At 63.1% G+C, this 25,337-nt stretch carries 31 protein-coding genes and 3 pseudogenes; 21 read left to right on the top strand and 13 right to left on the bottom strand.

The window, feature by feature from the left end; genetic code table 11:
• The coding region (locus QTI66_RS30375; protein ID WP_286564011.1) for a GntR family transcriptional regulator at nt 1-149 on the bottom strand (149 nt) is incomplete at its 3' end.
• A gap of 363 nt (nt 150-512) precedes the next feature.
• On the opposite strand from QTI66_RS30375, the gene QTI66_RS30370 reads away from it, so the two are divergent.
• On the top strand, nt 513-1,091 hold the full coding sequence (locus QTI66_RS30370) for a GAF domain-containing protein (RefSeq protein WP_286564001.1): 579 nt from the start codon (nt 513-515) through the stop codon (nt 1,089-1,091).
• A 316-nt stretch (nt 1,092-1,407) separates the two neighbouring features.
• Here QTI66_RS30370 and QTI66_RS30365 read toward each other — a convergent pair whose 3' ends face one another.
• The 3 genes and pseudogenes from QTI66_RS30365 to QTI66_RS39975 all read right to left on the bottom strand — a co-directional run bounded on the left by QTI66_RS30365 (nt 1,408) and on the right by QTI66_RS39975 (nt 3,421).
• Nucleotides 1,408-2,178, bottom strand: a complete 771-nt coding sequence (locus tag QTI66_RS30365; protein ID WP_286564000.1) for a Crp/Fnr family transcriptional regulator — start codon at nt 2,176-2,178, stop codon at nt 1,408-1,410.
• An 895-nt stretch (nt 2,179-3,073) separates the two neighbouring features.
• Nucleotides 3,074-3,182, bottom strand: a pseudogene (locus QTI66_RS39980) (IS110 family transposase); the annotation flags it as partial.
• A complete protein-coding gene (locus QTI66_RS39975; RefSeq protein ID WP_444815068.1) occupies nt 3,158-3,421 on the bottom strand; it encodes a hypothetical protein in 264 nt (87 codons plus the stop codon). The pseudogene QTI66_RS39980 and the gene QTI66_RS39975, both read right to left, overlap by 25 nt.
• Nucleotides 3,422-4,193: 772 nt before the next feature.
• Here QTI66_RS39975 and QTI66_RS30355 point away from each other — a divergent pair.
• From QTI66_RS30355 to QTI66_RS30315, 9 genes are all read left to right on the top strand, one after another.
• A complete protein-coding gene (locus QTI66_RS30355; RefSeq protein WP_286563999.1) occupies nt 4,194-4,406 on the top strand; it encodes a hypothetical protein in 213 nt (70 codons plus the stop codon).
• A gap of 123 nt (nt 4,407-4,529) precedes the next feature.
• Nucleotides 4,530-4,880, top strand: a complete 351-nt coding sequence (rbp, locus tag QTI66_RS30350; RefSeq protein WP_286563998.1) for an RNA-binding regulator — start codon at nt 4,530-4,532, stop codon at nt 4,878-4,880.
• Nucleotides 4,881-5,215: 335 nt separating this feature from the next.
• On the top strand, nt 5,216-5,587 hold the full coding sequence (locus QTI66_RS30345; protein WP_286563997.1) for a response regulator: 372 nt from the start codon (nt 5,216-5,218) through the stop codon (nt 5,585-5,587).
• A gap of 35 nt (nt 5,588-5,622) precedes the next feature.
• A complete protein-coding gene (locus QTI66_RS30340; RefSeq protein ID WP_286563996.1) occupies nt 5,623-6,108 on the top strand; it encodes a hypothetical protein in 486 nt (161 codons plus the stop codon).
• Between the two features lie 162 nt (nt 6,109-6,270).
• Nucleotides 6,271-6,714 (top strand): Hsp20/alpha crystallin family protein, encoded by a 444-nt coding sequence (locus QTI66_RS30335; RefSeq protein ID WP_353506243.1) that lies wholly within the window; start codon nt 6,271-6,273, stop codon nt 6,712-6,714.
• 25 nt (nt 6,715-6,739) lie between these two features.
• Nucleotides 6,740-7,129, top strand: coding sequence for an Hsp20/alpha crystallin family protein (locus QTI66_RS30330; RefSeq protein WP_286564010.1), 390 nt, complete (start codon nt 6,740-6,742; stop codon nt 7,127-7,129).
• Between the two features lie 95 nt (nt 7,130-7,224).
• Nucleotides 7,225-7,518 (top strand): hypothetical protein, encoded by a 294-nt coding sequence (locus tag QTI66_RS30325; protein ID WP_286563995.1) that lies wholly within the window; start codon nt 7,225-7,227, stop codon nt 7,516-7,518.
• A gap of 115 nt (nt 7,519-7,633) precedes the next feature.
• On the top strand, nt 7,634-7,870 hold the full coding sequence (locus QTI66_RS30320) for a hypothetical protein (protein WP_286563994.1): 237 nt from the start codon (nt 7,634-7,636) through the stop codon (nt 7,868-7,870).
• A 558-nt stretch (nt 7,871-8,428) separates the two neighbouring features.
• Complete coding sequence (locus tag QTI66_RS30315; RefSeq protein WP_286563993.1) at nt 8,429-8,773, top strand: hypothetical protein; 345 nt, start codon at nt 8,429-8,431, stop codon at nt 8,771-8,773.
• A gap of 415 nt (nt 8,774-9,188) precedes the next feature.
• Here QTI66_RS30315 and QTI66_RS30310 read toward each other — a convergent pair whose 3' ends face one another.
• The gene (locus QTI66_RS30310; protein WP_286563992.1) at nt 9,189-9,623 is read right to left on the bottom strand and encodes a hypothetical protein; all 435 of its coding nucleotides are present in this window, start codon (nt 9,621-9,623) and stop codon (nt 9,189-9,191) included.
• On the bottom strand, nt 9,604-10,479 hold the full coding sequence (locus tag QTI66_RS30305; protein ID WP_286563991.1) for a hypothetical protein: 876 nt from the start codon (nt 10,477-10,479) through the stop codon (nt 9,604-9,606). The genes QTI66_RS30310 and QTI66_RS30305 overlap by 20 nt, the downstream gene beginning before the upstream one ends.
• Between QTI66_RS30305 and QTI66_RS30300 the strand changes: the two genes are divergently transcribed.
• The 4 genes from QTI66_RS30300 to QTI66_RS30285 all read left to right on the top strand — a co-directional run bounded on the left by QTI66_RS30300 (nt 10,471) and on the right by QTI66_RS30285 (nt 12,204).
• Nucleotides 10,471-10,716: a hypothetical protein gene (locus tag QTI66_RS30300; protein WP_286563990.1), complete on the top strand. Its 246-nt coding sequence runs from the start codon at nt 10,471-10,473 to the stop codon at nt 10,714-10,716. The genes QTI66_RS30305 and QTI66_RS30300 overlap by 9 nt on opposite strands.
• 228 nt (nt 10,717-10,944) lie before the next feature.
• A complete protein-coding gene (locus QTI66_RS30295) occupies nt 10,945-11,343 on the top strand; it encodes a hypothetical protein (RefSeq protein WP_286563989.1) in 399 nt (132 codons plus the stop codon).
• Between the two features lie 131 nt (nt 11,344-11,474).
• Nucleotides 11,475-11,714, top strand: coding sequence for a hypothetical protein (locus QTI66_RS30290; protein ID WP_286563988.1), 240 nt, complete (start codon nt 11,475-11,477; stop codon nt 11,712-11,714).
• 154 nt (nt 11,715-11,868) lie between these two features.
• Nucleotides 11,869-12,204: a hypothetical protein gene (locus QTI66_RS30285; RefSeq protein WP_286563987.1), complete on the top strand. Its 336-nt coding sequence runs from the start codon at nt 11,869-11,871 to the stop codon at nt 12,202-12,204.
• Between the two features lie 284 nt (nt 12,205-12,488).
• Here the strand turns inward: QTI66_RS30285 and QTI66_RS30280 are convergent, their stop codons facing one another.
• On the bottom strand, nt 12,489-12,785 hold the full coding sequence (locus QTI66_RS30280) for a hypothetical protein (protein ID WP_286563986.1): 297 nt from the start codon (nt 12,783-12,785) through the stop codon (nt 12,489-12,491).
• Nucleotides 12,786-13,182: 397 nt separating this feature from the next.
• On the opposite strand from QTI66_RS30280, the gene QTI66_RS30275 reads away from it, so the two are divergent.
• Nucleotides 13,183-13,374, top strand: coding sequence for a hypothetical protein (locus QTI66_RS30275; RefSeq protein WP_286563985.1), 192 nt, complete (start codon nt 13,183-13,185; stop codon nt 13,372-13,374).
• A 106-nt stretch (nt 13,375-13,480) separates the two neighbouring features.
• Here the strand turns inward: QTI66_RS30275 and QTI66_RS30270 are convergent, their stop codons facing one another.
• The gene (locus QTI66_RS30270) at nt 13,481-14,422 is read right to left on the bottom strand and encodes a LysR family transcriptional regulator (protein WP_286563983.1); all 942 of its coding nucleotides are present in this window, start codon (nt 14,420-14,422) and stop codon (nt 13,481-13,483) included.
• A 118-nt stretch (nt 14,423-14,540) separates the two neighbouring features.
• Between QTI66_RS30270 and QTI66_RS30265 the strand changes: the two genes are divergently transcribed.
• From QTI66_RS30265 to QTI66_RS30240, 6 genes are read left to right on the top strand one after another with little or no spacing between them, the layout of a single operon-like run.
• Nucleotides 14,541-15,698, top strand: a complete 1,158-nt coding sequence (locus QTI66_RS30265) for a CaiB/BaiF CoA transferase family protein (RefSeq protein WP_286563981.1) — start codon at nt 14,541-14,543, stop codon at nt 15,696-15,698.
• A gap of 18 nt (nt 15,699-15,716) precedes the next feature.
• Nucleotides 15,717-16,715 carry a hydroxymethylglutaryl-CoA lyase gene (locus QTI66_RS30260; protein WP_286563979.1) on the top strand — a complete coding sequence of 333 codons (999 nt, stop codon included), beginning with the start codon at nt 15,717-15,719 and terminating at the stop codon, nt 16,713-16,715.
• Nucleotides 16,712-17,092, top strand: a complete 381-nt coding sequence (locus QTI66_RS30255; protein ID WP_286563977.1) for a VOC family protein — start codon at nt 16,712-16,714, stop codon at nt 17,090-17,092. Before QTI66_RS30260 ends, QTI66_RS30255 begins: the two co-directional genes overlap by 4 nt.
• Entirely contained in the window at nt 17,089-18,015 is a 927-nt protein-coding gene (locus QTI66_RS30250; protein ID WP_286563976.1) for an NAD(P)-dependent oxidoreductase, read from the top strand. The genes QTI66_RS30255 and QTI66_RS30250 overlap by 4 nt, the downstream gene beginning before the upstream one ends.
• Nucleotides 18,016-18,040: 25 nt before the next feature.
• On the top strand, nt 18,041-19,009 hold the full coding sequence (locus QTI66_RS30245; protein WP_286563975.1) for a Bug family tripartite tricarboxylate transporter substrate binding protein: 969 nt from the start codon (nt 18,041-18,043) through the stop codon (nt 19,007-19,009).
• A gap of 8 nt (nt 19,010-19,017) precedes the next feature.
• Entirely contained in the window at nt 19,018-19,485 is a 468-nt protein-coding gene (locus QTI66_RS30240) for a LysR substrate-binding domain-containing protein (protein ID WP_286563973.1), read from the top strand.
• 8 nt (nt 19,486-19,493) lie between these two features.
• On the opposite strand, the pseudogene leuB reads toward QTI66_RS30240, so the two are convergent.
• From leuB to QTI66_RS30215, 5 genes and pseudogenes are all read right to left on the bottom strand, one after another.
• Nucleotides 19,494-20,567: pseudogene (gene leuB, locus QTI66_RS30235) on the bottom strand (3-isopropylmalate dehydrogenase).
• Between the two features lies 1 nt (nt 20,568).
• Nucleotides 20,569-21,467, bottom strand: a pseudogene (locus tag QTI66_RS30230) (tripartite tricarboxylate transporter substrate binding protein).
• A gap of 101 nt (nt 21,468-21,568) precedes the next feature.
• Nucleotides 21,569-23,563 (bottom strand): aconitase family protein, encoded by a 1,995-nt coding sequence (locus QTI66_RS30225; RefSeq protein WP_286563972.1) that lies wholly within the window; start codon nt 23,561-23,563, stop codon nt 21,569-21,571.
• 80 nt (nt 23,564-23,643) lie between these two features.
• Nucleotides 23,644-24,531, bottom strand: a complete 888-nt coding sequence (locus QTI66_RS30220) for a LysR substrate-binding domain-containing protein (protein ID WP_286563971.1) — start codon at nt 24,529-24,531, stop codon at nt 23,644-23,646.
• 53 nt (nt 24,532-24,584) lie between these two features.
• Entirely contained in the window at nt 24,585-24,842 is a 258-nt protein-coding gene (locus QTI66_RS30215; protein ID WP_286563970.1) for a putative quinol monooxygenase, read from the bottom strand.
• Between the last annotated feature and the right edge of the window lie 495 nt (nt 24,843-25,337).

The following is a 25,337-nucleotide window of genomic DNA, read 5'->3' as shown; positions in this document are numbered from 1 at the left end:
AGCAGGTAATAGGCTTCGAATATGGTCGTCCGGCTGAGGCCGCGGGCCGCGCTGGCAGCCCGCACCGAGGGAAGTCGATCGCCCGGCCGCAGCATCCCGGAGCGGATCAGCGCAGCAATCTCGTTGGCGCAGCGTTCGTAGAGGTTCATAAAGGACCCGGAAGCGGGTTTGCCAGGGAGGCTGCTCCATATGCAGTAGCGCCGGCTGAATTTGGCACCCCGTCACGTGTTCCGGTGCGGGCAACAGTAACGCGAACTCACGCCGCAGGCCAGCGATCATTTCGATGTTGCCCTCACGCCATGTTTGAAGCGAAGTAACGCTTTGATGCTGCTTCGCGGCCTGCGATCCGCGGCGAGGCCGCGCGGCAGGAGACATGGCGGTACGAAGACAGGCTCGGGGCATTCATACCTGAAACGTGAGCGGCGTCACTTTCGAGGAGAAAGGAAACCTAATGACGTAAGGGCAAATACCTATGCGTGCCATCATGAATCCCTGCATTGAAGGAGACTAACGTGGGTTATCAAGAGAGTTTTTACGAGATTGACGCTTTCGACGTGAAGGTGTCGGAGGTCCTCGTTGCCACGCCGGACAGTTGCGACTATCTGATCGACTCGGCGGTGCCCGAAGTTTTAAAGGCGCTGCGCAAAAGCTTGCGAATGGACGTTGCCTTCGTCTCTGAATTTGTTGACGGTCAGCGCGTATATCGGCGTGTGGATGCAGACGACACTGAAGTGATCCGGGAAGGCCACGGCGACCCGCTGGAGCGCACTTACTGCAAGAGGGTCGTCGAAGGCCTTTTGCCTGGGATGCTTCAGGACGCTGCGAGGCATCCTGTCGCTGCAGCATTGTCAGCTCCGTTCCCAGTGGGGGCTTTCCTGAGCGCGCCGATCGTTCTCAACGATGGCAGCGTTTACGGCACCGTGTGCTGTTTCAGCTTCGCATCGAACGAGAATCTGACGGAGCGGGACCTTCAACGCCTGGAAATGGCCAGCAAGTTGATCGGCCGTCGGATCGACGAATTTCGCAAGCATGAGACTGATCGAGCCATACAGGATTGGAAGCTGGAGCCGATCGATGCACGGCATCACTAGGTTCGACGACCGGTTGCGCTAGTCCGAAGTCCTGAAACCGTCGACCGAGTTTGTCCCGCATGACAAGCACTTGTCGAGGTCATATGGGGCCTGGATGGTATTTCATTCGCACTGCGCCTTCGCTACTGGAAAAGTTCTTTTTCGACAAGGCGGACTCGGGACCGTTTCTCTGGAGCGAAGGCGCGTTCCATCAACAATGGGCTTCGATGGGCTTGGGCAACCAGTCCCGTTCAGTGGGAATAGCAGTCCCAACTGTCCGCGCACGACGAAGAGGGCCGATGACTTCACGTCGCTCGCCCCCTCAAGCCTTGGCGGGCTATTTATCCTGGGCCCAGGTGGCCGACTCACCGAGATCGTCGAATGATTCTGTGAATAAAGCTGAATCCCCCAGTTGGGCGTCCACGCTGGTCGAGACTTCGTCGATCGATAGGGGCTCTTCGAAGGCCGTCGACGCAAAATGAGAGGGGACATGGATCGAATGTGCGTCCCTACTGACCAGTCCCCGGTCCTCCAACTCGCGCATCGTCTTGTTCACCTGCTCTCGGGAGAGCCCGGAGTAGGACGCAATGACCGATTGGGTGATGCGCTTGTCGAAGCCTCCCGCGCCGACTGGCGCAAGCTGGGTTAGCTCGTGAAGGATACGCCAGAGGCGCTCCGATGGCGCCGCCGAGATACGCCGGAGTTGACCACGCAGCGTGGCAATCCGCTTTACGGCGAGCTCGAGCAGTCCGATGGCCACTTCCGGATACTTGGCACACAAGGTCCGAAGCTTTGGCACGGGTACGAGATACACCGAAGAAGGTAACGCCGCGATGAGCGTCGCCCCCGGTTGATAGCGGTCCCGTTGGAGGTTCGGACTCAGGAAGAATCGGTCTTGCCCAATAAAGTCGGTGGTGACGCCTTCGCTGTCCGTATTGCGTTGCATGACGACCCGTACGAGACCATTGGCAACGCAGTAGATGCAATCCGTCCACTCGTCCACGCCCAGCACGACTGCATTGCGGCGGTAGGAACGCAGCTTGACAAACCGGATGAACTCTGCCCGTTCGGCTGCGGGAACGCTTGCGATGAGAGGATGCAGGTACATTGAGGCTGTTCAGGTCAACGGCATGCATTGTCGACAGGCCGGGCTCCGCCGAACAGCATCAGTTCATACAAATTTGACCGGGCCAGTCGCGGAGGGCGCGAGCAGGTTGAATCAACGGTTGTGGGTCAACGTGATTGCCAGTGGACCGCACCGGCTTTCGAGGAGGCCTATTGGCTTGCGTCAGACCGGGATGGTTTGACCGCATGGCAGTGCGTAGGAAGCGAGAGGTAGTCCTTGTCGTAGCTGTCGCCGGTGATGCGACCGAGGACTCGATGCCGGCTTCGGTCAGCCTCGCGCTGGAGCGGGCCATCACGTACCGGTCCGGAACCATCGGAGTGACGTCGGCGAGTCATTTCGACTCGAATTGAACCTGGCCTCCACCAGTCCACTTTCTCGCCCGATCAACGGCCAATGCCGAAATGTGGCCTGCCCTATTTCCCAGCGTACTGGCCCTTGGCGGTTCGCCTCCTTTTGGGCACATTGCAGTTCACATGCCAATCCCAGTGACCTTGCAGCCCCATCTCACGTTCTACGGCTTGATCGCGCTCCACGCCAAAGAGGCGCTGCGCGATTGCCAGTTCGAAGGGGCGGCCATACTCGCCCATTGGGCTCTTGGTGCCGACGTCGGCGACTGAGCTTCCCACGGCGACTAGCGCGTGCTTTTTGGTTCGGGGCTCGTACGTCAAGGCGTCAGTCCTGCTCGATCCTTTGCGAGTCTTGCACCTGCCAGCTCGCACGGCGTATTGGTCGACAAGCGCGATTGTTTAGTACCTCCCAGCGCTGCTTTCACTCCCTCCGGTCTGGACGGAAGACGTAGCTATTTGAGCCGGCATGAACCAACTTGAATCAGGCCGCATAGCGAACGGGCTCGTGTTCGAAGTAGCTCTTGATGCGTCGCCGGCATCAACTTCACTTCGTGCCCCCATGGCGATCAGGCAACGCCCCCAGTGCTGTGATCCGCCACAGGCCTCCATGCCAGTCAGGCAAGGCGTGCGGTTGGCGAAGTCTCGAGGTATCTATTGCGTCTGAGTGCCTTATTCCAAGGAGCCGAGGCGACCACAAGGGCAGTCAGGTTCTCCAGGTCGGCGCGGCAGTGTAGGCGGCCACGGTGGCCTCGAACCCGCAGGGGGTTGGCCTGGGTCATGGTGACATAGGCCGGGTGCCAGGACGAATCAGGCGCGATGTCGACCAGGGCGATGCCCTTGACGTGCTCGCGCAGTGCCGGGCTGTCCAGCAGGTACATGCCCCCAGTTGAATGGCCCACGTAGACAGGATCAGTGATTGCCTGGGCCGCCTGATCAGCAATGGGGCCACTTGTCGAAGGCGGCCGGCGCCGGGTTCGATCCGTCTCCCGGGAGATCGATCAGCCTGACGGTGCCAAGAACGTCAAAGGCATCGGCAAGGTCCCCCAGGGACTCCGAGCCCATGCCAGGGCCACCGGGATCAGCAGCCAATTCAAGGCGCCAGGGCGGGCAGAGTGGCGGCGCATGCGGACGCCGGACGGGGTGAATTTCGTTCCATGTTTCAGTATGCGGCGGCCCCGGTGTCCCAGAACAGTGCAGGAACCCGAGGCTGTGGGTGCGTGGGGTCCGGCTGTGGTGGTTCAGCCGGTGAGGGGTGCCCTTTCTTCTGTGTCCTTGGGGCCTGCTGGCCCCCTCCCTGGCCGACCGCGAAAGCGCCCGCACGACCGGGCTCCAGGACCTGAGATGTCTCCGAGCTTCGGGCACGACTCGCAGCCTGTGGCGCATCCGAAATGGCGCCCACTTAACACCAAATCGAATAATGACTGACTCTTAAATGCAGCGGTGTTATAATACGTCTTGTTACAGTCACGGCGACCCTTCGTCAGTTACCGCAACGCCTGCTTAGAGGTGGAATGCCCAATGCAGGCCGCGTTTGCGACCTTTGTCGCCTGTTGGTCTGTAGAGCTGCAGCCAATCCGAGTTCCTTGCTCAGCGCAGGTTGATACTAGCCTGCGATCCTGAATGAATTAGATTCCTAACATCGCCATTTCCATGGGCAAGTACGTCGTTTCGCCCGCGACACACCAGACCGACTGTGGCCGCTTTCGTGCCTCCTTCTCGGTCCATCGTTCTCAGGGTAGCGGCAGCTACTGCCGAGTTTTCCGTTTCGACAAAGCCTTTGCCTCGCGCGAAGCCGCCCGGCTTTTCGCAGTCACCCAGGGCTGGCTGCAAACGTGCATGCCGCACCCCCCTGCGTGCAGATGATCTTCTGCCGCAGATCACATTCACCCTTGCCAGTTGGTGCGGACTCCGATCCGCACACGCGTCTTCCAACGGCGCGACATTCGTTGCATTCGTTGCGTACCTTCATTCAGAAAGGCTCATTCCATGAGTAAAAAAATCTACGTGGGCAACCTGCCCTATTCCGTGACCGATTCCAGCCTGGAAAGCAACTTTGCCGAGTTTGGCAGGGTCGCGTCAGCTAAGGTCATGATGGACCGTGAGACCGGCCGCTCCAAGGGCTTCGGCTTTGTCGAAATGGCTTCTGAAGAAGTCGCCCAAGCCGCCATCACCGGCCTGAACGGGATGTCCGTCGATGGACGCTCGATTGTCGTGAACCTGGCCCGCCCCCGCGAAGAGGGTAGCGGCTCAGGTGGCTACAGCGCGGCCGGTTACAGTGCAGGCAAACGCTCGGACATTGGCTATGGCACTGGGGGCTACGGCGGTGGCCGTTACTGAGCCCAGTAACTTCCTCTGAAATACCGGCTCTCTCCTGAGCCGGTTTTTTTTTGTCAGTTTCGCCGGGTGACTCGCTAACTGGGATCCATCATGGCCTGGATGCGGCCTTTAACGCGGCACGCGACGGAAGAGGCGCAATGTCGGTTTCCCACCGTTGCTCGAGCACTCCCGATCGTCGGTTCTGGGGGCAGGACAAGGAGCGCGACCTGCCGCTCGCGGCGTCCAATTTCAACCTGACCGGGCAGTTGACCTACAAGGAGGTTTAGAGCGATCTGCGTTAATTGCTGGCGCGATAAGCACCTCTGATAAATCGAGCGCCCTTGGCGAACCACCAGATGCCGCTCTATACCGTCCTGGTAGAGGACAGCGAGACAATTCGCGAAAACCTGATTCCGTCGTTGGCAGAACTGGCCGACGCGCATGTGATCGCCGTCGCCGAGGGCGCCTCGGAGGCCATCGAGGCACTCAATCGGCATAACCAAAATTGGGACTTGGCGGTTGTGGACCTTTTCCTAAAGGAAGGCTCTGGCCTAAGCGTTCTACGTGCCGCGCAGGATCGATCACCGCATCAGCACGTGCTCGTCCTGACCAACTATCCCTCGGCCGAAATTCGTCGAAGGTGTCTTTCTCTCGGAGCGGACGGCGTTTTTGACAAGTCAACGGAACTTGAGGCCTTCTTCGATCTCTGCAATTCCTACGGCGCTTAGCCAGGCCGATCTTTCAAACCAGTGGGGAGATTAATATGAGCACCGATCTCGAGCTGAAGACTGAGCCCGTTATGAGGGCGTTTGCCGAACTCGATGCGATGACGAGTCGGTTTCTCAGGCACCTGGGCAGTGTGAACGTTGCACCCCTGTGCCGCGGCCATGCCCAATCCATTTCGCCCGCTGGGGACAAGTTCACAGGTCAGTGCCTGGATACACCCTACGTCGTTCGGTGGGGGGCCGTGGCTGTGGAGGGCCGGCCTGCACTTGAGGAGTTCGAGTTTGCAGCTCGGCACGAAGGTGAGCCGGTGGTCCTGACGCGCGTCTACCTTGGACTCTCGGGAAAGCTGTCACTGGACTCGGGGCAGCTGGTGCCCCTGTGCGAATACGACGATCCGGAAGTTGCCCGGATGCTGGCCGGCCTGGTACTGACAGGTCTGTTGAGCTCGGTGATCTATGCGCCGCGGGACCGGGTCTATGACCTGGCCGAGCTGGACGACCCTGAGCCTGACCAACTTGGCTGACTGAGAGCGTTGTAGCCTCGCACCGTTCCACGAGGGCAGGTGTGGGGGCCAAAACGCCCCCGATGCGGGCTCTTGAAAACTCGCAAGCAACTCCTATTTCGCTGATCGGAAGCGCTGGAGACGCCTCCGGCGCTCTGTTCAACCGAATGGAGGTACCTCGCCATGTATCGATCGCTTTTCGCGCGCGACCTGTTCGCCGGGATGGATCGCCTGCAGCGCGACATGCAGCAGGCCCTGGATCCGTCGCCCAGCATTCGCGGGCTCGGCCGCGGCTTCCCCCGTCCTGAACGTCGGGGGAACGCCCCAGACTTTGGAGATCCAGGCTTTCGCTCCAGGCCTGGAGCCGGATGCGCTGGAGTCACCCTCGACCGAGGCATCCTGCCCATTGCCGGCAATCGTGAGCCCTTGCGGCCGAACGACGGAAACAACGAGGGAAGCGCTGCTGTCCATATCAGCGAGCGCTTCGACGGCCCATTTCGTCGGGCGATTGCCCATTCGGACGACGCCGACCCGGACGCGCTCAGCGCCACCTACCGAGACGGCGTCCTGCGCATCACCATCCAATGCCGGGCGTCGAGCCAGCCGCGACGCATCGACATTCAGTGAAAGGAGCCACCATTCATGAACGACCCTGAAACCCGCGCCCCGGCGCCTTGAGCTCGACGAAAAAGGACACCTCTTCGTACAGCCCCCCGCGGCGCTCACGCCGGGCGTCGACGTGGTGGAAGACAGCTCAGGGATCACGCTCCATGCCGACCTGCCAGGCGTGTCGAAGGAGAAATTGCAGATCCAACCCGAGTCCGACACGCTCACCCTTGAAGTCGAGCTCAGTTTCCCGATGCCCGAGGGCCTTCAATCCACCCATACCGAGGTGGCACTGGGACGCTTTCGACGAACATTTAGGCTGAGCAAGGAACTCGATTCTTCCAAGGTAACGGCAACGCTTGTGCGGGGCGTGCTGACCCTGCGGATCCCAAAGGCGGAGCATGCGCAGCCGAGGCGCATCCAGGTGGACGGATGAGTCCAGCAACCGACAAAACTTGTCGGTTGCGCCGACTTGAAACCCAGCAGATCGAGCGATATTCTCTCTCGCGCTGACCTTTGAAAGGAGATGTCATGTCAGTTGAATTCTTGAGGCAGATCGCAGCCACGCCACTCCCCAAGTCGTTCAACGCTGCGAAGGATATTGATGCCATCAGGATCCTTCGTCAGGCCGGCTTGGTGCTGGCATTGGTGGACGAGCCCGCTGAGGGCGCCGCCAAGGTCCTTGCGGTGACGGAAAAAGGGCGCGACGAACTTTTGCGGTTTAACTACCTTAATAACCACCGCGCCCGAGGCGTTGACTTCTGGTTGCCGCGGGCCGCACAACGCGCACGTGAAGCCATAAAGCGTGGTCTCGGCGCCGGGTAGACGCGACCGCCCTTTGCGTCACGAGCGAAGCAAGGCCACAGCCCAGTCCTCCGGGCTTGTGGCCCACGCCGAATGAACCAGCAATCTGTCGCGCTTGAGTGAGAAGGAGGTAACCATGGCTCTGTCGACCGAAGCAGCTGAAGCGCTGGTCGCAGGCTATCTAGCCGGACGCACGTTGCCACCGGCTGTGCACAACGCAGTGGTCCTTGCTGCCAGAGCGCGGCTGATCGACGGCGATGTTCCGGTACTTGATGAAACGTTATGCATCGTCATTGACCGTGGTGTCGAAGCCGAGCGCGCTATTGAAGATTTTTCGCCTCACACCCACGGCACCACCAGAGAAAGGAGTTGATCATGTCTTCAAGATTTGAATCTTCCTTTGGAAACGCAGGTCCCAGCCGCAAGACGATGAGCGTATGCGCCAGCCAGCGCGTCATGAGCGCAAAGGAAATTCAGGCGTACCTCGTCTCTCGCGACACGGTGCGCCGGATCCAGCGAATTTCTTCACTCCTCCTTCCGCTGCCGGGCCGAGGTGTTGACCATCGATCGCACTGAAGTCGATATGCGGGGATCGCTCCAGCTCAAGGGTGAGGAGGCAGCGATTCAACGGAGGAGACGAGCGAGAAGCAATGTTTGAAGATCGGAAGGAAGCTAGGCCTGCCCGATGCGACAAGACTCCTGCGTGCCGAGCTGCCTCGACGTCGTCTGAGCGGCGTTCCTGATCGCGAAGACGGCGACGTCGAGGAAGGCGGCCCGCTGGACGAACAATGATCGCCAGCGCGCGCAGTTCGACGAAGCCCTGCGCCAGCGCGCCGACATTTACCGGGCGCCGGTCACCAAGGCCGACCCCGGCACCACCCTGCCATGATCGCCGCGGTTGCTTCCCCGTACCTGACGAAGTGAGGTTGGCGTGCTGTACGCCGCGGCCGAGTCCCCCCACACCGCCGCATCGTTCGAAGCAGCGTTCGTCTACTTCGGCTGCGATGCGCAGCACGAAGCGAAACTTGCTGCGCTGGACGATGGCACCGACCGAGTGCTGCACCTGCCCTCCAATCCCGACGAGCCAATGCCCGGTTTGCACGGCTTGGCCTGCGAGCGCGCCGATGGAAGCTGGGCGTGTTTTCGCTTTGACGCTGACAAGTTTTGCACAACCCGCGCCGAGGCTGACGCCATGGTCGCGCTCAGGGGCGCCTGCTGGCGGACGGTCGCCTTCGAGCCTGGCCAGCCGCCCGTCAAGCCGGCGGTGCAACGCTGAGGGAGGCGGACGTGGGCCCGCGAATCGAGGACGTGTCGAACGAGCGCAAGCGCGTGCGCATCGGCCGCCTGCAGCGTGAGGCCGACCAGGCCCATCTCGAGAATCCGCCGTCGACACGAGCTGTTGCTGAAGAGCGTGCAGCGGCGCCACTGATCGGAGCCGCCGCCGTGAGGCCCAAGCAGCGATTGGATGAGCCGATCGCGCCGTCGGCACGTATCTTTGCCGGGATGCCGCACAAGCCCACCAACCTCGCGCCCATGCTGCAGTCGCTGCGCAAGTCGGCCTCCACCCCGATGACGCGCCTGGCGCCTCTGCTCATCGCGCTGGAGCAGTTCCGGTTCCGTGCGGGCGGGTGCCATGCGGGACCGCGGAGACAGCATCGCCGCGATGTTTCGCGTGGCGCAGGCCACCGCCCTTATGCCATGCCGCCCGTGGCGGCTGCAGCAGCAACGTGGGCTGCCTCGATCAGGTCACAGAGCTCGAGGATCTTCGCAACCCGCTTCATCTGCTCAGGCAAGGATGACGGCTTCAGGTGCTGGCCGATGGTGTAGTCGGTAAAGTTGCATTCGCGCTTGCAGTGATCCAGTCGCATCGCGATCACACTGGCCTCCGTGCGCAGCGGGCTCGCCTTGTTTTGCGCGTAGTCCCTTGCGCGGCGGATGACGTACTCATGCGAGCCTTCATGCCTCTCGCGCGCATCGCCTGCATGTTCTGGAAAGAGATCACGCACCCGCAGATGCGCGGCGTAGTAGGCGCGGGACATGGCGCTGCGCAAGGTAGCCTCATCGGCGCAGCTCTCCTCGGCTGGGCGCTGGGCCAGCGCCCAGACATCACGCGGCGTGCAGGACATGCTCGGAGCGAGGCTGAGGGTCAAAGACGATGGCGAACTGCGACGGGTTCCACTGCGGTGATTCCATCAACACCTTTGCAAGGTCTTCAGCAAGGGCTGCTTCATCGTCGTAGTCGCCATGGAACGTGAAAATGGCCAGCAGGCTGTTCGCGCCACTTTCCGGGTCCGATTGGGTGCCGACTTCAGGCGAGACCACGCGGATGCGCCGGGCCGCCATGACGGCCATGGCCGCGCTCAGCTCGTCATGGACGCGGGTTTCGGTGATGCCTTCCCTGTCCAGCATCGCGACGATTCGCTCATTGGTTTGCGCGTGCTTGAGTGTCGCGCCCGACAGGTGGGGCATCGACGCCGCGAGCCGCCGCGCCTCATGCATCCGGCCACTGCCGGCAAGAAAGCTCAGGCAGTCGCGTAAGACTGACTCGTCGTTCGGTGCCTGCAACCATGCGCGCCCCGAGCACTCCGCGGCGCCATCCAGGTCGTTCACAAAGCTCAAGGTCAGCGCGCTGTTGATCAGCGCGCCGGGTGAGGCATCAAGGTGCAGGAGGTTGCGCACCTCCTGATGGACGCGCTCAACGTCCCAGCTCAGCGCGGCAATGGCAGCACGTGCCTCGAAGGCGGACACCGCGTCGACGCTGGCCAGCTTCGTGGCCTCGGCTTCCAGCTGGTGCATCTCGGACTGCGTGGGCATGGCGTCGTGCTTGAGCATGTCGTACGCCTTGGTCAGCAGCTCGCTTGCGATGGTCTGAGGGGCGGGAGCGGTCATGGTGCAGCAGTGTAAGGGGGCGGCCGGGATGCCCCGCCGGCCGAGAATTCCATCCGATAACATGCCTTTCTTGAAAGGGTTGTCATGAGTCACCTGCGCCGCGTCAGCGTCTACGTCGACGAGCCCGAGCCCGGGCGCTTCTATTGGGTGCTGCATGAAAGCACCGCGGACCCCACCGTCTGGATCGAGTTCGCCACGAGCGAGGAGCCCTTCGATATGTGGCTCGACGCCTTTGACGCCGGAACCGTCGAACTGATGCAGCTCGTTTACGACGAGCGCATCGGCCCGCGGGCGCCAGGCGAGGACGAAGACGCGGCGCCGGTGGGCTGACTCACGACAACGACCATGTCGACATTCCCGTTTGCGCCGCGCCCGAATCCTGATGGAACGGCAAGGCCAGAAACCGATTGAGGAACGCCGCGAGCGCGTGATTGCCTGTCTTGAGCAACTCGATCCGAGGGATCGCAGTGCGCGCGCGGAGCGCCACGTCTGGATGAGCAAAAACATAACGTTCGCGTCGGCGGGCTCTATTGGGAGCGATCGGAGACAACCGCGGTGATGCGGGAAGCCCGCGACAGCTGCGTCCACGGCAATTTCATCGCGACGCTCGTCCTGGCGCTGGCCTGCGTCGAGCACGTCATCAACGACGCGCTGCCGCCGATACCCGAGCCGGCGCCTGGAAAGAAGAAGAGAAGCCCGCAGATGACTGATGCGATTAAGCAGGCCCGCGACGCCAAGCTTTTTTCGACGGACTTACTCGACGGCGCCGAGATCCTGACCACTTTCCGCAATCCGTTCATCCACCGCCGCGACGATGAAGACTCCGACACGCTGGGCCGCCGCGTTTGGAGCCGCAAGGCTCATCCGAGGACGATTCTTGAACACGACGCACGCGACGCGCTGCAGGTCATGTACGGGTTCTTCCGCTTTTCGTTCGACCCACCGCTATCGCTCTGAATGAAGGTGCCACCGCGCGCCTATGCTCCTGAGCGAGCGCCCGCTGGATCGGCGCCAGGACGACTGGCTGCAAATCAACAACACCGCCCCGGCTAAGATCCGCACACCCAAAAAATCAGGAGACGTGCCGGATGGCCACAGATGCAGAGTTCGCCGCGTTTTACAAAGCCCACGAGAGTTGGGTGGAGGCGCGCACCCGGTGGGACGCGTTGATCGCGGCAATTCGCACCGGCAAGGAGTACGACGAGGCCGAGCTGCGCATGGCAACCGAGAAGCTGGACGTCTGTCACAAGGCGTTTGTCGCGGCCGGCGTGCCGGTCACCCGTTGGACGCCGCCGCGAGATCTCCAGGTGGCCGCGGTACCCGCCTGAGCGGTTCGAGCGGCCGATCAGGGGCTGAGCGGCTTCAGCGTGCTGGTGGCTACGTGCTAAGGGATTCCTCGATTTTGGCTTCGTAAGCTCGCGTTACAGTGTCCCTTGCGCTGCTCGACCCGTGCGTCGCAACCCAGTCAGGAGGGACTTGCCCATGAAGACAACGATGTTCGTCAGGCGCCTGCAGAGCCTTCTTGCCTGGCTGGCCTTTGCGGCCGTTGCCACGCAAGCTGCTCAGGCGCAGACGGTCAACAAGTGCAAGCTGCCCGATGGCAGCACGATGATGACCGAGCGGCCTTGCGGCGATCCTGCGACGGAGCGCCGCAACCATCGTCCTGCGGACGTGTCAGCCGCCGAGATCAATGCCGACGAAATGTTTAGCGCGCGCTGGAAGATCGGCAAGCCGCCACTTTCCCCCGAGCTGATCGACAGCCGCGGCGTCCTGCCCACCGGTGACACGTCGCAGGCCGAGTCGAAGAGCGAAAACTAGCGCGCTGTCGGCTTCGCCTTGCTGGCCGCCGCGGGCCGTCGGCCGGCGCTTTCTTCATGCCCTTCGGTGTCATGCTGCGGATCGATTGGATGAGGCGTTCCTGGGCTTCAGCGAACGGCCGGACTGGCGGGGCTTTGGTGGCCATGGCGAACTCCTGATCAGGCGCCAACGATCGCCGCTGAGCAGCGGGCGCTGACATCCGATTTCCCACAGCCTATGAAGGCCGCAGCGCCGTCCTCACGCCCGCAGGGACGATCAAACGATTGAGTTCTATCGGCCGCGGCTCAATCGTTCAGCATCGGGTTGGAGCATCGAAGGTAGTGGTCCCATAACGGGCCGCACTCGGCGTCGGGGTAGCCCAGGGCGGTACATTCCTTCACAAGGGCCTTGCCCTCGTCAAGGACCTGCTGGAAAGCCGCGACCGCCTGGCCTTGCTTTGCGAGTTTGGCGCAATAGCTGCCGGTAATGCAGGCGCGATGCTGCAGTTCAAACAGTGGCGGCCGACCGGGTGCGGCCTTGGCGTTGCAGGCAAGAAGCATCGCAGCCAGCGTGGCGAGTTCGAGGGATTTTCGCAAGGTCATCGCGCGGCATTGTCGCTGAGGGCGAAGTGCCGCCCAGCGCTCACACGGGCGACTTGCCGGCCACGGTGATATGCAGCGACTGGCTCCGCTCCGCGAGCTCGGCGTCCGTCTCCGTCAGCAACCGCACCTCGCGCGAGCCTTCGTCTTTGCGGCGCCGGGGTAGCTCGCCAGCGCGTACGCCTCGTCCATCTTCCACCTCGTCCGGCGCTTTTTGCCGGTCAACGAGTCGACGATCCAGAACCGGAAAAACGCAACTTCCTTCATGGGCACTACTGTACAGGTGTAAGGGGTATCCTATTAGCTCCCGAGCCGCCGCGGTACCCTTCGGTTCACCATCTGGTCGCTTCGTGGTCGCCGCCCAATTGGCAAGGCAGAGATCCACACGGCGTTGCGCCTCGTGGCTGCCGGACTGGGGTTTGCGCGGGACGGCAAGTCGGTGACGGACAACAATCGCAGCGATCTCCGCTTTCTTCCCCTCAGCGGTGTCAAGACGACAGCGAACGTCTTCGCGATTCGCCTGAAAGTTGCCTGGCACCAACTTGTCGATGCATTTCTCGACATCGTGCTGCTGCAGTCACTGGCAAGGTAGCAGCGCTTGTAGCGCCATATGGGCGAAGCAAGAGCGTGCAACGCCACAGTCTTTTGTAGCGATCGCGGGCGGTTTGATGTTGCGCATCTGCGTTGAGTAGCAGGTTTCAGGGTTGCAAGCCAGGCCGGCCGATGCTCTTGGCTGGCATCAGCAGGTGATCCGCCATCATCCGGGCTGCCGCCGACAACTGCCTTGAAGCGCTGTAGCCCAGCATCAGTTGGCGCTGCGCCCATGCATCGGTCAGTCGCACGGCCTTGAGCCCGCGCGAGCCCGCCGTCTCCTTGCACGCCGCCAGCGGAAGCACACCCACCCCGAGGCCAGCCGCAACCATCTGGCACATCGCATCGAAGCTGCGCACCTGCACGCGCATTCGCAGCGACCGCCCGGCGTCCGCGGCGGCGCGGGAGGTCAGCTCCAGCAGTGAACTTCCCCGGTTCAGCCCGACGAAGTCGTGGTCCAGGCAATCGGCGAATGCCAGCTTCCTCGCCTTGGCCAGTGGATGCGTCCGGGGGCACAACAGCACCAACTCGTCGTTGCGAAACGGCGCCAGCGTGATGCCGTCAGCCGGCGTCCCTTCGGCGAACACGCCAATGTCGGCCACGCCATCGAGCAGCGCGCGAACGATGTCGCCGCTCAGCTGTTCCTCGATGTCGACGCGTATGCCCGGCTGCTGCGCCATGAAGTCCGCCAGCGCCTGCGGCAGGAACTCGGTCAGCGCAGACATGTTCGCCCAGAGCCGCACATGCCCGCGATAGCCTTCGGAATAGTCCGCCAGTTCGCTGCTGAACAGCTCGAAGCCCTGGAAGAGGCGCATGGCATGCTGTGCGGCCGCATGACCCGCGGGCGTCACGCTCACGCCCTGAACGCTTCGCTCCAGCAACTGCGCGCCCGTGGCCGCCTCGAAGTCGCTGAGGCGCCGGCTCGCGGCCGAGAGCGCCAGGTGGCACTGGGCCGCGCCCTTGGTGATGCTGCCGGTTTGAACCACGGCGCAGAACAGCCGCAGCGTCACGAAGTCGACCCGCGCGGGGTTCATCAGGTTCTTCGCCATCGCGTTCTCTCCTCGCGAGCTTCGCAAAACGCGAAGGATACATGCCCTCATGGCAATTCCTCCTCGGCGCCCTTCAAACCTAAATTCAGGTCTCCGCAGCACACGAAAGCAAAGAGACATGAAAGCACTGGAAGGCCTCAAGGTCCTCGAACTGGGCCAACTCATCGCCGGACCGTTCGCCGGCAAAACGCTGGCCGAGTTCGGCGCCGACGTCATCAAGGTCGAACCGCACGGCGTCGGCGACCCGCTGCGCAAGTGGCGCCTGCTGCGAGAGGGCACTTCCGTGTGGTGGGAAGTGCAGTCGCGCAACAAGCGCTCGGTGTGCCTGGACCTGCGCTCGCCCGAAGGCCAGGAAGCCGTGCGCGCACTCGCACTCGAGGCCGACGTCCTCATCGAGAATTTCAAGCCCGGCACGATGGAAGGCTGGGGGCTGGGCTGGGAGCAGCTTCACGCGCTCAACCCGCGGCTCATCATGCTGCGCATCTCCGGCTACGGCCAGACCGGCCCCTACCGCGACAAGCCCGGATTCGGCGTGCTCGGCGAGGCGATGGGCGGGCTGCGTCACCTGACCGGAGAGCCTGGCCGCGTGCCGGTGCGTGTCGGCGTTTCCATCGGCGACACCCTCGCGGCACTGCATGGCGTGATCGGTGTGCTCACGGCCCTGCACCACCGCACCGCCCACGGCGGCGAGGGCCAGTTCATCGACGTGGCGCTCTACGAATCGGTCTTCAACGTCATGGAAAGCCTGCTGCCCGAGCACGATGCCTTCGGTGCCGTGCGTGAACGCGCCGGCAGTGCCTTGCCGGGCATCGCACCGACCAACGCGTATCGCTGCAACGATGGGCAATACGTGCTGGTGGCCGGCAACGGCGACAGCATCTTTCGCCGGCTGATGCGTGCCATCGACCGCGAAGACCTGGAGACCGACGCGGAGCTGACGCACAACGACGGCCGCGTGCTCCGCGTCGAAGAAATCGATGCCGCGATCGAAGCGTGGACGCGAGAGCGCAGCCGCGACGAGGTGCTGGCCGTGCTCGACGGCGCCGGCGTTCCGGTCGGCCGCATCTATTCAGTTGCCGACATCGCCACCGACCCGCAGTACCTGGCGCGCGGAATGATCGTCGAGTCGCCCACCTCCGACGGACGAACGCTCAAGGTGCCGGGCGTCGTGCCCAAGCTGAGCGCGACGCCGGGCGCCATCGCCCACGCGGCGCCCCGCCTGGGGCAGCACACCCAAGACCTGCAGCGCGGCGGCTGGCCCGCGTGCTCGGCCTGAACCCAAGGAGCAAACACCATGAACCACGGCAACAACCAGCGGCTCTTCATCAATGAAGTCGCCACGCGCGACGGCTTCCAGATGGAGAGCCACTTCATTCCGACGGACGACAAGATCGCGCTGATCGACCGGCTCAGCACGCTCGGCTACGCGAAGATCGAAATGACCTCCTTCACCTCGCCCAAGGCCATCCCGGCACTGCGTGACGGCGAGGAAGTCATGGCGCGCATCACCCGCAGGCCCGGAGTGGTCTACACCGCGCTGGTACCGAACCTGCGCGGCGCCGAGCGGGCGCTGGACGTCAACATCGACGAGTTCAACATCGTGATGTCAACCAGCGAGACGCACAACCTGAGCAACCTGCGGATGACGCGCGAGCAGTCGTTTGCGCAACTGGCCGAAGTGATTGCATTGGCGCGCAGCGCGAAGGTGCCTGTCAACGTGTCGCTGTCCTGTGTGTTCGGCTGCCCGATGGAAGGCGAAGTTCCGCAGGAAACGGTGCTCGGCTGGATCGACCGCTTCGCCGCGCTCGGCGTCAAGGGCATCACGCTGTGCGACACCACCGGCATGGCCTACCCCACGCAGGTTCAGGCGCTGTGCAAGGCGGCGATGACGCGCCAACCTGAACTGGAATTCACGGCGCACTTCCACAACACGCGTGCGATGGGACTGGTCAACACCCTGGCTGCCGTTGAAGCCGGCATCCGGCGCTTCGACATGTCGCTGGGCGGCATCGGAGGATGCCCTTACGCGCCGGGCGCCACGGGCAATGTCGCGACCGAGGACGTGGTGCACATGCTGCAATGCATGGGCTATGACACCGGCATGGACCTCGACGGTCTTATCGGCGCCTCGGCGCAGGTGGGCCACCTCGTGCAGCACGAGCTTCCAAGCCAGTTGCCAAGGGCCGGCCACCGGCTGACCAAACACCAACCACCGGCCGACTTCGCCGGGATCGTCGCCCGCGCGGCTGCGAAAACGATTGCGAAGCGCGACGCAAGGGAGACGCTGTCGTGATCGACCATCTTGACCACCTGGTGCTCACCACCACAAACGAGCAGGCCTGCGTCGCGTTCTACGTCGAAGGACTTGGCATGACGCTCGAATCCTTCGGCGAGGGACGCAAGGCATTGCGTTTCGGCAACCAGAAGATCAACCTGCATGTCAAAGGCAAGGAGTTCGAGCCCAAGGCGCACCTGCCCGTGTCGGGTGCGCTGGACCTTTGCTTCATCGCCAGCGTGCCGCTGGACGATGTGATGGCGACGATGCAACGCAAGGGCCTGTCGATCATCGAAGGGCCGGTGATGCGCACCGGCGCGGTGTCGCGCATTCGCTCGGTGTACCTGCGCGATCCGGACCTGAACCTGATCGAGATTTCCGAGGTGACGTCATGAAAGTCGTCTTCCTCGACGCGGCAACGCTGCCGCAGACGCTCGCTTTCGATTCCGGCCTGGGCATCGACTACCAGCCCTATGACACCACCTCGCCCGAGCAGGTTGGCAAGCGCATCGCCGGGGCGACGGTGGTCGTCACAAACAAGATCCGGCTCGATGCCGGGCAGCTACGCGCCGCGCCGGACCTGCGGCTGGTGGCGGTCGCTGCGGCGGGCACGGACAACATCGATGTCGCGGTCGCCGAATCGCTGGGCATCCGCGTACAGAACGTGCCCGACTATGGAAGCGACTCCGTGGCCGAGCACGCGATTGCCACGCTGTTCGCCTTGCGCCGGGAGATCGTGACCTACGCCGCTGCGGCCCGCGATGGCCGGTGGGCGGCATCCAGCCAGTTCTGCTGGACCGGCCCCCGCATCCGCGACCTTGGCGGTTCGCGCTTCGGCATCGTCGGCCGCGGCCGCATCGGCGAAGCGGCTGCAAGGCTGGCACGTGGCGTCGGCATGACCGTGCACTTTGCGCAAACACCTGACACGGCGTGCAAGGACGACGAACTGCCGCTCGAGGAGATCCTGTCGCAGTCCGATGCGATCACGCTTCACGTGCCGCTGACGCCGGAGACCAAGGGCCTGATCAACGCTGAATCCCTGGCGCGGATGAAGCCTGACGCCGTGCTCATCAACACCGGCCGCGGCGCACTGGTCGATCCCGCCGCGCTGGCCGACGCGCTTCGCAGCGGCTCGATTGCCGGCGCTGCCATCGACGTGCTGGAGGTGGAGCCGCCGACGCCGGCGCACCCACTGCTCGACGGCAACGTTCCCAACCTCCTGCTGACGCCGCACGTCGCCTGGGCCAGCGACCGTGCGCAGGCCAGGCTGGCCGCGCGCCTGCAGGAACTTGTCGCGCAACAGGCCCGGACCCTCTGATCACAACATCCACTGGAGACAACACATGAAATCCGCTTACCTTGCTTCGCTTGCCGCCATCGCCTGCTCGATCGGCGCCTTTCCGGCACAAGCCGATACCTATCCATCCAAGCCCGTCACCATCGTCGTGCCGAGCGCGGCGGCCGGATCGACCGACATCATGGCCCGCATGATTGGCGACCAACTGGGCAAGGCGCTGGGCCAGCCGGTCATCGTCGACAACAAGCCCGGCGCCAGCGGCAACATCGGCACCGAGACGGTGGCGCGCGCCGCACCTGACGGCTACACGCTGCTCATGCAGTACTCCGGCTATCACGTCGGCAACCCGGCGCTGTTCCCGCAGATCCGCTGGAAGACGAGCGACTTCGCGCCGATTGCGCTGGTCATGCGGGCACCCCACGTGATCGCCGTGAGCGGCACGCTGCCGGCCACGAACCTGAAGGAGTTCATCGCCAACGGGCAGAAGAACGGCAAGGGACTTTTCTACGCGTCGTCGGGCAATGGCTCGATCCAGCACATTGCCGGCGAGATGTTCGCGCGACAGGCCAAGGTGCCGGCCACGCACGTTCCGTACAAAGGCGCCGGGCCGGTCGTGACCGACCTGATCAGCGGGCAGGTCGACATGTTCATCACCACGCCGCCTTCGGTCATCGGGCAGGTGCAGGCCGGCAAGATCAAGGCGCTCGCCTATGCCGGCCCGAAGCGGCATCCCTCGATGCCGACGGTGCCCACCACGGCCGAAGCAGGCCTGCCGGGGTATGAAGTGGAATCGTGGTTCGCCCTGTTTGCGCCGGCAAAGACACCGCCCGAAGTTGTTGCGCGTCTGACCGCCCAGGTCAAGGTCATCGTCGAAAGCGAGGCCTTCCGGAAGAAGGTCGAAGACCAGGGTGCCTTCGCCGCCTACATGGACCCGCCGGCGCTTGGCAAGTTCGTCGAACAGGAAACGGCCGTGTGGGCGAAGGTGATCAAGGACGGGAACATCAAGCCGGACTGAGCCACACAATGACAAGTCCCGAAGGTGAAGACACAACTGCTCCCGCTTGCTTTCTGGCGCGCTCGCGCAGGCCACTGTGGGTCGCAGACGGCCATCCGCTGGCCGACAGTCCTCACGTCTCCTTCCAAGACGTGGCTCCCTTCCCCTACGTCGTGCCAACGGTTGACGAAGGAGAGCTCTCCGCCATGCGCTATTGGTCGAACGCCGGCGTCAGGCCTTCTTCCCTGATGCGCACTTCTTCGATGGAAGCTGTGCGAGAGATGGTCGCGCTCGGCCTCGGGGTCACGATCCTGTCCGACATGGTTTTTCGACCGTGGTCGCTGGATGGAAGGCGCATCAGGACGGTGCCTCTCGCCCACCCCATCCCACCGATGGAAGTCGGCCTGATCTGGCTCAAGGGACGCAGGCTCGATCAGGTTGCGGATGCGCTGCGAAAGTACCTCGGGGTTTCGGTTCGGCAGCATGAGGGAACCTGACAGCCAGATCAAGTGGCCAGAGAGGCAGCAATGGCATCGCCCATCGCCGAGGTCCCTGCGACGCGCCTACCAGGACCCGGAACCATCTCCGCGGTTCTCAAGCGATCGTGGCCTCGATGCGCTCGGCCAAGTCGACGCGATTCAGGGAATGCCGCAGCATGAGCCCTGCTGCGCGAATGCATGCAACGGGGTTCGCCGTTCCCTGTCCGGCAATGTCGAGCGCCGTGCCGTGACCGGCTTCGTACATTCCCTTCAGGTTGTCGCCAACCATGGCGGAACCCGCCATCGCGATCGAACCGGTCAGCGTCGATGCGGCGTCCGCGATCAGGTCGCCGAACAGATTCCCGGTCAGGATGACATCAAACTCAGTCGGCCGAGACACCAACTGCATCAAGGTGTTGTCGGCGTAGAGGGGGGTCAGCGCCACGTCGGGATACTTGCGTGCGACCTCGCTGACGATCTCCCGCCAAAGTCCCGAGGTTTCGAACACGTTGGCCTTGTCGACGCTCGCCACGCGATGATTGCGCTTGCGCGCCGCCTCAAACGCCACACGAGCTACCCGGCTTACCTCGCCCTCGGCATATCGCATAGTGTCAAAGCCCTCGCGCTGACCGGCGAAATGTGCCATCGGGCGCGAGGCGACGGCCCCGAGGCTGGCCCGTATAGACGTCCCCATTCAGTTCGCGAACCACCAGGAGATCGAGGCCGGCAACGCGTTCGGCGCGCAGCGGCGACAGTTCGGCAAGATCGCTCGGCACCCGGACATGCTTGAGGTAGGCGTAGAGGCCGAGTTCGCGGCGCAGGCCAAGGATCGCGCGTTCTGGTCGAAGCGATCGCTCCAAATGATCAAAACGAGGATCACCCACCGTGCCGAAGAGCACGGCGTCGGCCTGACGTACCAGGTCGAGGGTTGCATTGGGCAATGGCTGTCCAGCCACCTCGTACGCCACGCCGCCGACCTGGCCTTCCAAGGCATCGAACTCAAAATCGAAGGGCCTGAGGGCCGCCAGCACCTTGCGCGCCTCGGCCATGATCTCGGGGCCGATGCCCTCACCCAGCAGAAACGCGATCTTGGGATTCATGTCAGTCCAACGAGGCACCGGACTGCTTGACAAGCTTCTGATGTTTGACCATTTTGGCCTGAAAGAATGCGCAGGCGGTATCCGGTCCCGTGTTCATGGCCATCAAGCCCTGCCCTTCGAGCATTCGTTGGACCTCGGGGGACGCCATCGACGTCTTCACCGCTGCGTAGGAGCTGTCGACAATTGGCTTGGGCAACCCGCCAGGGGCGACCATGGAGATCCACGCATCAAAGCTGTACTTGGGCACTCCTGCCTGGGCCAACGTGGGAACATCTGGTAGCGCGGTGGAGCGCGTCGTTGTCGAGACCGCAAGGGCACGCAACTGACCCGCCTTGACTTGCGGCGCCACTTGAGAGATCGAAACGAATGCAAGTTGGACTTGGCCCCCGATCAAGTCGGTGATCAGAGGTCCAGTGCCGCGATAGGGCACATGCTTGATGTCGATGTCTGCCTCGCTGCGCAGGAGTTCAGCGGCCAGATGCAGCGTGCTGCCATTTCCTGCTGAGCCATAGTTCAGCGTCCCGGGCTTGGCCTTGGCCAAGGCGATCAATTCCTTGACATCTTTCGCGGGAACCGATGGATTCACCACCAGCACCAGCGGGAGCGTCGCGATCACGGCAATGGGCGTGATGTCCTTGACGCTGTCATACGGGATGGACTTGTAGATGCCCGGATTGATCACGTGGTCAGAGGAAATCATTCCGGGCGTCAATCCGTCTTTGGGCGCCTTCACAAGCTGTGAGGTACCCGGGATGCCGCCCGCGCCCACGACGTTTTCCACAATGACCGGATGCCCGGTCGCCTTGCCGTGATCGCTCGTGCAACAGCATCGACCGTGGAGCCAGCTGCCAAGGGCACGATGATCCGGATTGGCTTGTCTGATTGGGCCCACGTTGCCATCGGTGCGATCAATGCCCCAGCGGCCAGCAGGGAAGTCGCAGCGCGACGGAAGAAGAGGCGGGAACTCATGGAAACGGTCTCCCAAGCATGATTCGGTGGGGTCAATGGAATTCGCGCTGCTGCAGTTCCTCGAACGAGAGCAGTTGGCCGGCGATGGCACTGGCCGCGACGGTCGGAGGGCTGGCAAGCCACACCTGACCCGGCCCACCGCGGCCCGGGAAGTTGCGATTGATGGCACTCACCGTGACCTGCTCCTTGGCGACCGAGCCGCCCGGTCCACAGTTGCCGCAGGCACCACAAGAAGGCTGCAGCAATCGTGCACCGACCTTCTCAAATGCATCCATGTAGCCGGCTTCGATGCAATGGTCCCTCACCGCGGTGGTTCCGAATTGCAGGAAGAGCTGCACGCCCGGTGCCACCTTCAGTCCGCGATCGGCAGCCCAGCGCAGCACGGCGTGATAGTGATCGAAGTCTTCTCGCTTTCCAGCGGTGCACGAGCCGCCGTAGGCGATGTCAATCTGCACGCGGTCGGTGACATCGGCAAGCGGGATGCCGTTGCCCGGGTCGCCTGGTAACGCCACCATCGCCGGCACCGCGGCGCTATCGACATGGATGGTGTCTGCATACATCGCGCCCGGATCGCTGCGCATCCAGGGCTCGAGCTCAAAATAGACGCCGCGCCGCTCGCGCAAGAACCGAACGGTCTCCGCGTCGGGGGCCACGATGCCGGTGAAGCCTCCGAGCTCGGCTGTCATGTTGGTCAGCGTGGCGCGCTCGTCGGTGGATAGCTGCGCGATGGCGTCGCCGCAAAACTCGAACACCTTCCCAAGCCCCACACCGGCGCGAATCGCAGGTTGCGCCAGCAGGTGCAGGACCACGTCCTTGGCGGTCACCCCCACTGGAATCTGGCCATTCAGCACGACGCGAAGCGATTGTGGAACGGTCAGTCGCACCGCGCCGGTCATGAACGCGTTGGCCATGTCGGTGGTTCCGACTCCAAATGCGACGCACCCCAGCGCTCCGCTGTGTGGCGTGTGGGAGTCTGTCCCGACCAGCAATTGCCCCGGCAACGCGTAGTGCTCGGCCATCATCGCGTGCGAGATGCCGGCCACATTGCTCCCGTCGTCATTCGCCGCCTCAGCCTCGGTCAGGGTACGGTGCGAACGCAATTTGTAGCGCGAGGCAAATTCGCGCTGCGCTTCAACCATGCGATGGACGTTGGGAACCAGCCCCCCGCGAAGGTGGGCCGGGCTTTCCTCCACATAGGAGGTGTGGTCCTCGAACACCACGATCGAGGCGGGATCGTGCAAAGCCAATGGCTCTCCGAAAGTGGCGTGCAACATGTGCGCAGCCATTCCGGTGTAGTACTCGTGGATGAATCGCCAGTCCGCACGCACAAAGGCGCCGTCGCCCGCTGCGGGGTGCGCGGCGGTCAGTTCGGTGGCGAGCGCATGCCGGGCGACGATCTTCTCGAACAGCGTGCGGGGGCGGCCGTCATCGACATCCGCCACCTGTTCGATCTTGCGCATGAAGCGCTGGCCGAAGCGCAGCAGGCCGCCGTTCTTCAGAATTGCGGCCGCCAGTGAATCGCGGCCAGCAACCAGATCCTCCAGCGGAATCGCCTCACCGGCTGCAATGCGTTCGACCAGTCCGAAATCGGTGGAGGTGTACAGGCCGATGTTGTCCGCGTTCTGGCGATAGATTCGCTCGAAGCTCTCGGCAATCACAAGCCGCACGCCCGCCAGTTTCTCCGCAGCAGGGCTGTGCTCGCGCGAAGAGCCTTTTCCGTACCGCTTGCCAGCCACAACAACCTCGATGCCGGCCTGGCGAATCGCGTCGGTGCCGATCGGTGCCTCGCCCTCTGCCCTGAACCCGGTGTACGGGTAGCGGCCGAGCTTGTCGTCGTAGTGCGTGAGGATCGGAAGCGGCGTGATTTCGTCGGTCGACACGTCGTCGCGCAGCGGCGCTGCCTGAACCAGACTGACGATCTGGCCGCTCAAAGCGCGCGCTACCTGCGCTGGCGATTGGGCGAGGAACAAGACGCGCGGGGCGAAGGTCAGCGTCGAGGGGATGGCCGCTGGCGTTTGGGCTGGCATGGCGCGATCATTGCGCCGCTTGAACGCTGCGAAAAGCGCTCAGATGGCACAGGGGATCACGCGAGGCGCGTGATCCGCAATTACCCTAAGAGGCTTTGGATCAGTGCGCTCACCACACGCGGCTGCGGGTTCTTCCGTAGCGCATAGACGTTGAGAAGCCGGTCGGCCCAACTCTCGTCCAGCGGCCGCCTGACGAAGCGGGCGGACCCTGCGTAGGCAGACGCAGCGCTCCGTGGAATCACCGAGATGCCCAATCCTGCCTGGACCATGCGACACACCGCGTCGAAGCTGCTGACCGAAACCGCCGGGTCGAATTGCATGTCAAGTGCCGCCGCGCGCTCGGCAAGCAATCGATCCAACGCGCCGCCGGCGTGGACACCCACAAGTTTGTGCTCCAGAGCCAGCGAAAAGGTAATCTTCTTGCGCTTGGCAAGCGCATGGTCCGCGGGCATGATCACTTGCAATGGATCGCTCGCAAAAGGCCAGGCCTCGAGCCCAGGTGGCAACGCCACTGCCACGCCGACACCGACGTCGGCGCGGTCATCCAGACACGCGCGAAGCACGTCCCGCGTGTCCTCTTCGTGCAATGCAACTGTTACTGCGGGGTATTGCGCCATGAACCGCTTCAATCGCTCGGGAAGGAACCCGACGACGGCCGACATATTGGCAAAAAGCCGCACCGTGCCACGCACCTCGCCACCTTCCGTCTGGACTTCGCGCAGCAAGTCCTGCAGCTCGGCATCGATTTGCTCGCCGCGTGCGAATACGAGCCTGCCCGCATCCGTCAACGCGACACCTTTTGGAGAACGCACGAGCAACGGCGTGCCGAACGCATGCTCGAGATCGGCCAAGCGTCGCCCCAAGGCGGACGGTGCGATGTTCTCCAGCTCGGCCGCACGAACGATGGATCCAGTGCGCGCCGCAGAGACGAACAGACGGACGCTGTAGGAGTCGATTCGGCGGCGCATGGTCACCTTGAAAACCGTGTCGATATTCAGAGAACCTGCCTACAACGAGTGGTTCAGCGGCGAATGTACTCCTGCACATCCCTGGATTCGATCCAGTGTGCAGTGAGTTGATTGAACGAAAGGAAATGCTCGCTTGCCAAGTGACGATCGAATGCTTCGCGGTCGTCGTAGAGTTCGTACAGAAATACCTTGCGGCCATCTTTCTGGGTGACGCAGACGTCGAAGTATCGACATCCCGCTTCCAGTTGAAGAGAGCTCTTCGCGTTTTGGCGCATCTCACGGATGAAATCGTCGAGACGGACCGCTTTCACCTGGAAGGCTAGATCAAACCTGCCGCCAATCCACTTATCTCAGGTCGAAGCGTGTTCAGACGACCGGGGCCACCTCTCACCCCCGCCTCCCCGTCTGGCACCGGGTGTGCCTGCCGAAGCTATACGCGCGCGGGCGCTGATCCTTTCGGCCCGAAGAACTTCGCCGCAAGTTCATTGGCCAGTTGCATCCCCTGCTCGGTCAGGTGAACCGACTCGCGGTGGCCATGCGGGTGGGTGATGAAGCGCCCGGCATGCAGGGATACTTTCGCGCCGGGAGTTCACGCAATGGCAATGCCAGTCGCATGCTCGACAAGGAGTAACGTGATGGTTCCGATCGGAAAAATTGCGCGTCTAGCGAGGACTGACACCCGTGCTGCGCTTCCAACGTTGCTCGGCCCTCAGCGCGAACTTCCGGCGATCGGCGTCCAGGTCTGGGCGAAAACAGCGCGCCGGCAGGGGGACCCCCTTCATTGCTGGCGCGCCCGATGCTCCGAT

Origin of the sequence: Variovorax brevis, from assembly GCF_030317105.1 — a bacterium.
GTDB classification, from domain to species: Bacteria; Pseudomonadota; Gammaproteobacteria; order Burkholderiales; family Burkholderiaceae_C; genus Variovorax; species Variovorax brevis.
This window is presented reverse-complemented; position numbering and strand designations above follow the sequence as displayed.

Bases quoted from the DNA above. Each gene is read 5' to 3' on its own strand.
- QTI66_RS30365 (WP_286564000.1), bottom strand. From the start codon at position 2,178: ATGTACCTGCATCCTCTCATCGCAAGCGTTCCCGCAGCCGAACGGGCA.
- QTI66_RS30340 (WP_286563996.1), top strand. From the start codon at position 5,623: ATGAGCACCGATCTCGAGCTGAAGACTGAGCCCGTTATGAGGGCGTTT.
- QTI66_RS30225 (WP_286563972.1), bottom strand. From the start codon at position 23,563: ATGCCAGCCCAAACGCCAGCGGCCATCCCCTCGACGCTGACCTTCGCC.
- QTI66_RS30265 (WP_286563981.1), top strand. From the start codon at position 14,541: ATGAAAGCACTGGAAGGCCTCAAGGTCCTCGAACTGGGCCAACTCATC.
- QTI66_RS30270 (WP_286563983.1), bottom strand. From the start codon at position 14,422: ATGGCGAAGAACCTGATGAACCCCGCGCGGGTCGACTTCGTGACGCTG.
- QTI66_RS30285 (WP_286563987.1), top strand. From the start codon at position 11,869: ATGAAGACAACGATGTTCGTCAGGCGCCTGCAGAGCCTTCTTGCCTGG.
- QTI66_RS30320 (WP_286563994.1), top strand. From the start codon at position 7,634: ATGGCTCTGTCGACCGAAGCAGCTGAAGCGCTGGTCGCAGGCTATCTA.
- QTI66_RS30345 (WP_286563997.1), top strand. From the start codon at position 5,216: ATGCCGCTCTATACCGTCCTGGTAGAGGACAGCGAGACAATTCGCGAA.
- QTI66_RS30290 (WP_286563988.1), top strand. From the start codon at position 11,475: ATGGCCACAGATGCAGAGTTCGCCGCGTTTTACAAAGCCCACGAGAGT.
- rbp (WP_286563998.1), top strand. From the start codon at position 4,530: ATGAGTAAAAAAATCTACGTGGGCAACCTGCCCTATTCCGTGACCGAT.
- QTI66_RS30240 (WP_286563973.1), top strand. From the start codon at position 19,018: ATGACAAGTCCCGAAGGTGAAGACACAACTGCTCCCGCTTGCTTTCTG.
- QTI66_RS30355 (WP_286563999.1), top strand. From the start codon at position 4,194: ATGGGCAAGTACGTCGTTTCGCCCGCGACACACCAGACCGACTGTGGC.
- QTI66_RS30245 (WP_286563975.1), top strand. From the start codon at position 18,041: ATGAAATCCGCTTACCTTGCTTCGCTTGCCGCCATCGCCTGCTCGATC.
- QTI66_RS39975 (WP_444815068.1), bottom strand. From the start codon at position 3,421: ATGTACCTGCTGGACAGCCCGGCACTGCGCGAGCACGTCAAGGGCATC.
- QTI66_RS30295 (WP_286563989.1), top strand. From the start codon at position 10,945: ATGCGGGAAGCCCGCGACAGCTGCGTCCACGGCAATTTCATCGCGACG.
- QTI66_RS30335 (WP_353506243.1), top strand. From the start codon at position 6,271: ATGTATCGATCGCTTTTCGCGCGCGACCTGTTCGCCGGGATGGATCGC.
- QTI66_RS30300 (WP_286563990.1), top strand. From the start codon at position 10,471: ATGAGTCACCTGCGCCGCGTCAGCGTCTACGTCGACGAGCCCGAGCCC.
- QTI66_RS30220 (WP_286563971.1), bottom strand. From the start codon at position 24,531: ATGCGCCGCCGAATCGACTCCTACAGCGTCCGTCTGTTCGTCTCTGCG.
- QTI66_RS30325 (WP_286563995.1), top strand. From the start codon at position 7,225: ATGTCAGTTGAATTCTTGAGGCAGATCGCAGCCACGCCACTCCCCAAG.
- QTI66_RS30310 (WP_286563992.1), bottom strand. From the start codon at position 9,623: ATGTCCTGCACGCCGCGTGATGTCTGGGCGCTGGCCCAGCGCCCAGCC.
- QTI66_RS30250 (WP_286563976.1), top strand. From the start codon at position 17,089: ATGAAAGTCGTCTTCCTCGACGCGGCAACGCTGCCGCAGACGCTCGCT.
- QTI66_RS30280 (WP_286563986.1), bottom strand. From the start codon at position 12,785: ATGACCTTGCGAAAATCCCTCGAACTCGCCACGCTGGCTGCGATGCTT.
- QTI66_RS30260 (WP_286563979.1), top strand. From the start codon at position 15,717: ATGAACCACGGCAACAACCAGCGGCTCTTCATCAATGAAGTCGCCACG.